We start from the raw sequence: 4,876 nt of genomic DNA on the forward strand, positions 1-4,876 counted from the left end.
CTGCGACAAGACAATCTCGCCGCTCACGTGGTGCAGTATTCCACCGGCGTTCTCAGTGCTTGGCGCATAAAGAACAAAGCTCCTCAAACGACTGGACCGCTTTGCGCCCTTGGTCAGGACCAAGGCAAGTGGTGAAATCGTTGCGGACCTGCAATTGTGCATCCGCACCATCGCTCCAAAGCCGCAGGTATATAACCGATGCTGCTTCAAGCCCGCATAGCTCAGTGATGAGGCCAACGGCAGCGCCGCCTCGTTTTTCCTGTGCGATAGTCATTTTGTCAGGATCAGCTTGCCGGCGCGGGTGATGCGGAGGGTGTAGGTTTGATCATCCAGAACGATCTGCGCCTGATTGCTGCCCTCAGTGAGGTCGCGCGCGGCGTAGGTCGGGCCGCTTGGGGTAGGGGCCTGCTTGGGTGGTGCCGACTGAAAGTTCATGACGCCAACATGCGGCGTGTGGTTTTGAGTGCGCGTGTCACGGTCATTGGTGTCGGCTTTGATCGGGGCATCTTGCTATCCTCAGATGGTTCGCGTTTTTCAAATCCCGCGGCGAGTGAATCGGGCGGAGCGAATTTCTTTTAACCTGAGTATTTTAGTCTGATATGTCAATCCGACAGATTAGTCGGGTATGTTAATTTTGGAAATTCTAACAATTGTTAGGGTGTTACGCGCGTGTCTATAACGCGGCGGGGTGGTGCTGGCAGCCTGTTATATTTCACAAAGTGCAGCCAGAAACGCGGCCGCCCCCAATATCTGAACCGGAAAGCGTGTTCCACAGTTCTTCATTGGGGGCGGCCAAATGTCATTGGTAGTTAACGCCAGTCGGCATCCTGAATTTAAGCGACGGTCGTTACGATCGTGTCCAGAGATTTGCGCACTTTCTTCATTGGCAGCAACCAGTCGTTCCCTGGGTCGCGGTATCCCAAAGGCAGCAGAACAACAGACCGCAGGCCGCGTTCTTTCAGGCCAAGGATCTTGTCTACGGATGCAGGGTCAAAGCCTTCCATCGGTGTGCTGTCCACTTCCTGCTCGGCGGCAGCAACCATCGCAATGCCCAAAGCGATATAAGCCTGCCGTGCAGCATGCGCGTAGTTCACTTCTGCGTCGCGTGGGACATAGCTTTTCTTCAGGTTATCATAGTATGCGTGCAGCATTGGCAGATCGCCACGGGCCTCTACGTTCAAATCGACAACGTTATCAATCCGTGCGTCTGTGTAGTTATCCCATGCGGCAAAAACCAACAGGTGAGAGCCGTCAGTGATCTGGGCCTGATCCCCTGCAGCCTTGCGGATTTCGCTGCGCACTTCGGGATTTGTGACAACGATCAGCTCAAACGGTTGCGTGCCGCTGGACGTAGGAGCCATACGGATCGCCTCGATGATCGCATCGACCTTTTCCTGTGGCACCGATTGGGCAGGGTCCATTTTCTTTGTTGCGTAACGCCAGTCCAATTGCTCCAGCAGGGTTTTGTCAGTCATTTTGTCGTCCTCTTGTCAGCACTCTAATAGTGCGGTATATTTTCGATACCGACGATCTAATGAGCACTGCACGCCACCGCAAGTAGGCACATTTATGAACCTCGGTTACACGGAGGGAACCGACATGCTAGATTCTGAAAAATGCCCTGATTGCCAACGGATAAACGACGTGCTGTCGCGGGTCGGCGACCGTTGGAGTGTCCTTATCGTCATCTCTGTGGCGCAATATGGGACCCTTCGCTTTAATGAGATGAAGCGCAACCTGGGCATCTCGCAGCGGATGCTGAGCCTGACGCTGAAAGAGCTGGAGCGTGACGGCCTGGTTAACCGCACCTACCACCCGACGATCCCGCCCAAGGTGGAGTATAATCTGACTTCGTTGGGAGACTCTTTTCGGGAGCCTGTCGCAGCTTTGGGTGCTTGGGCGCTCGACAATCTTCCGGCTATTGATGCGGCCCGCGAAACCTATGACGCCCAAGGTGGATAACTAGGGGAGGGTAGTGGTCAGGCATGTCTGGTTATTGGTACGCTTTAGGAGACAGTTTTTTGATACACCAAAGCGACCCCCGTGCAATCCTGCACGGCTTAATTCCTAGCTTTCAACTGAGTGATTAGTGGCGTGCGATCCTGGAATTGAACCAGGCGTGTGTCTCCGCTAGGGAATGGAAGCCGTTATAGAAGCTATTTATTTCAGTGGCCTAGTGGTTTTTGGCCGCAAGGGCGTAGCGGAAGCAAAGCGAAAACTTGGGGCCGGAGTGTTTCAACGCTTCAGACGGGCGCTGCAATGAGGAGACGTTATGGTCACGGATTTGCAATTCGCATGTTGCACAACAGAAGCATTGAAACTTGCTCTCCTGTCTGGCTCCAGTTCAGGCCTAACTTGTTCTCCAGCGAATGCCGACGAGGCATTTGCGCGACGGCCATAGTTGTCGCCCCAGGAGTTATATTTAATAACGGATACTCCGAGAGATTTTGCGCCCGTTTCTGAGGCGAACTTATCATCAGAGATGTCCTTTATAGGCCGTAGCTACATGCCCTGCGAAATCGCTCTTTGCCTCGCAGCTTTCTCAAACCGCCCCTTGATGCTTACTGCTGCAACATAACTAGGGGCACTTCGCACTGGACGCTGTTTGAGCGCTCACGCCGCGTGATTAAAGCCTTCGGGACGGAAACGAACCATGTCTTCAGGGCCGCGAGGATTCAATTCATAGAGCGATGGGCGCGAGACCAGATAGGCGCGCCAACTCCGCTCAGTGTATGTGCTGATCTGAACGCCATGCTGACTGTGCATTTTCGGGGCAAGTTCAGCGATGCGCATACCCGCGCCCTTGGTGCTGTGCGCTGCTATCATGGTAGGGATATTCAGGTCCAAATTCGTAACGATAGCTGCCGGTTTCGGCACAAGACGCACAGCGGGCGCCTTGCCGATTTCAACGAAATCCGTGCAAAAAGCTCGGAAGGAGCGCGGCGCTTTTGCTTCACCAACTCCGATCACTGTTGCTCCATGTTCGCGCAATTTGGTGGCAAGGTGGGTAAAATCCCCATCTGAGCTTGCGACTACGAAGAAGCGCATATTTCTGGATAGCATCAATTCCATCGCATCCAACGCCAGCAGAATATCTGCGCATTTTTGCCCGTTCCGGCATGGAGTATGCGATAGCCGAGCGCATCTCTCCAGGCGGAGGGGCGCTGCGCATCGGCATAGACTCGAACCACGGTCGGTTTTCCGTGCTGAGCGGCGATGGAAAGAATTTGTCCAGCATACTTGCCGTTAATGTTGTCTCCATCGACAAGTACTGCCACAGGCTGCGCCATCCAAACCTCCACGCCAGACATATATAGGAATTTTGTAGGAGAAATGCGCCGAAAATTTGGCATCGTCAAAGGAACGTGCAGCATGGCAGTCAATTTTGATAGAGCCCAGGGGCTCGTACCCAGCCCTTATCTGCCCTTGGTCACCCTATCTGATGCCGCAGTGCAGCTTCCCCAGAGCAGCCATTCAAAATATATTTCAGCGGGACAGTTCGAGCCCGGTGCCGCCGTTGGACTGATGGTGCCGGACAACTCTTGCAAAGGTGCCTCGGTCTCGTGCTGCCTCAGCAGCAGAGCTTTTCTATTGGCTCTAAAAGGTGTTTGGCGTCAGAATGACTTAGCATTATCATTTTAGGAGAGAAAACCTATGCTCCAGACACTTGGACTTCTCTTAGGCTGCCAGCTGCTGGGCGACATAACTGTGCGGGGCTTTGGCCTCGCAATGCCCGGCCCGGTTCTGGGTCTTACCCTGCTCGTGCTGATACTCGGCGCAATGCCCACACTCGCTGAACAGCTCAGGCCGACCACCACGATCATCCTGGCGAACCTGTCGTTCCTGTTCGTGCCTGCGGGTGTCGGCGTAATTGGCAACTTCGCGGTTTTGTCGGAAGACGGGATTGTACTGCTGGTTATTCTCACCCTTTCGACGGTGCTTTCTATGCTGGCTGCTGTTGGAACGTTCATTGGCGTTCGGCGCGCAACCGAACGCTGGGCGACATGACAGACGTCGCAAGCCTCTGGAGCTACTTGGCAACCACACCCTTGATTTGGCTCACCACAACGATCCTCGCCTATCTGGTCGCAGATCGGCTGGCGCGGCAGTTGGGCAATCCGCCATGGGCCAATCCCGTGCTGCTGTCGGTCCTGCTGATTGCACCAGTGCTCTGGCTGACACAGACAGACTACACGACCTATTTCGAGGGCGCGCAATTCATCCATTTCCTGCTCGGCCCCGCTACGGTGGCATTGGCTTTGCCGCTTTGGGACAATCGGGACACAATCCGGACCTCGATTGCCCCGATTGTGCTGGCTTTGCTTGCAGGCTCAATCGTTGCGGCAGGCTCGGCCATTCTGCTGGCGCGTGCCTTTGGTCTGCCGATGGAAGTCCTGCTATCGTTGGCGCCAAAGTCTACGACCGCGCCCGTGGCTCTTGGCATCTCTGAAGCAATTGGAGGAATTCCTGCGCTGACGGCTGTGCTGGTCATCATGACGGGGATCATCGGGGCCGTGACAGTGACGCCTTTGATGAATTTGCTACGGATCACCGACTGGCAGGCACGAGGTTTTGCCGTCGGAGTTGCCGCACATGGCATTGGGACGGCCCGCGCATTTCAGGTAAACCCTGTGGCAGGGGCCTATGCTGGCATCGCCATGGCACTAAACGCTCTGCTGACAAGCCTGATCGTACCGCTGTTGGTGCGCTGGCTGGTTTGAAAGGACTTCTACTCAGTGCGTGTGATGAGCGCGACCTGGCGTCAAGGGACTTGGCAAATGGGTGCAATCTGGAGAGCTGCGCTTTTCACGAACGCTTTCGGCGGCGGTCTCAACTGATCGACGCAACACATGCATTGAAACGCTCTGCGGGAGTT

7 protein-coding genes are annotated in these 4,876 nt (G+C 55.0%); 3 read left to right on the forward strand and 4 right to left on the reverse strand.

Annotation, left to right across the window (positions count from 1 at the left end; translation table 11 throughout):
• Window positions 1-270: 270 nt before the first annotated feature.
• Both hemP and V7730_RS22065 read right to left on the reverse strand, forming a co-directional pair.
• Entirely contained in the window at window positions 271-435 is a 165-nt protein-coding gene (gene hemP / locus V7730_RS22060) for a hemin uptake protein HemP (RefSeq protein ID WP_335749709.1), read from the reverse strand.
• A 398-nt stretch (window positions 436-833) separates the two neighbouring features.
• Window positions 834-1,475, reverse strand: a complete 642-nt coding sequence (locus tag V7730_RS22065; protein WP_335749710.1) for an NAD(P)H-dependent oxidoreductase — start codon at window positions 1,473-1,475, stop codon at window positions 834-836.
• A 94-nt stretch (window positions 1,476-1,569) separates the two neighbouring features.
• Between V7730_RS22065 and V7730_RS22070 the strand changes: the two genes are divergently transcribed.
• Entirely contained in the window at window positions 1,570-1,962 is a 393-nt protein-coding gene (locus tag V7730_RS22070; protein WP_443070268.1) for a winged helix-turn-helix transcriptional regulator, read from the forward strand.
• Between the two features lie 651 nt (window positions 1,963-2,613).
• On the opposite strand, the gene V7730_RS22075 is transcribed toward V7730_RS22070, so the two are convergent.
• Both V7730_RS22075 and V7730_RS22080 read right to left on the reverse strand, forming a co-directional pair.
• Window positions 2,614-3,081, reverse strand: a complete 468-nt coding sequence (locus V7730_RS22075; protein ID WP_335749712.1) for an NYN domain-containing protein — start codon at window positions 3,079-3,081, stop codon at window positions 2,614-2,616.
• Window positions 3,063-3,290 (reverse strand): hypothetical protein, encoded by a 228-nt coding sequence (locus tag V7730_RS22080; protein WP_335749713.1) that lies wholly within the window; start codon window positions 3,288-3,290, stop codon window positions 3,063-3,065. Before V7730_RS22080 ends, V7730_RS22075 begins: the two co-directional genes overlap by 19 nt.
• A gap of 364 nt (window positions 3,291-3,654) precedes the next feature.
• Here V7730_RS22080 and V7730_RS22085 point away from each other — a divergent pair, with 364 nt between their 5' ends.
• Window positions 3,655-4,008, forward strand: coding sequence for a CidA/LrgA family protein (locus V7730_RS22085; RefSeq protein WP_335749714.1), 354 nt, complete (start codon window positions 3,655-3,657; stop codon window positions 4,006-4,008).
• Window positions 4,005-4,721 (forward strand): LrgB family protein, encoded by a 717-nt coding sequence (locus V7730_RS22090; RefSeq protein ID WP_335749715.1) that lies wholly within the window; start codon window positions 4,005-4,007, stop codon window positions 4,719-4,721. The genes V7730_RS22085 and V7730_RS22090 overlap by 4 nt, the downstream gene beginning before the upstream one ends.
• Window positions 4,722-4,876 lie beyond the last annotated feature (155 nt).

The sequence above is a fragment of the Sulfitobacter sp. genome, assembly GCF_036961165.1.
Lineage (GTDB): Bacteria > Pseudomonadota > Alphaproteobacteria > Rhodobacterales > Rhodobacteraceae > Sulfitobacter.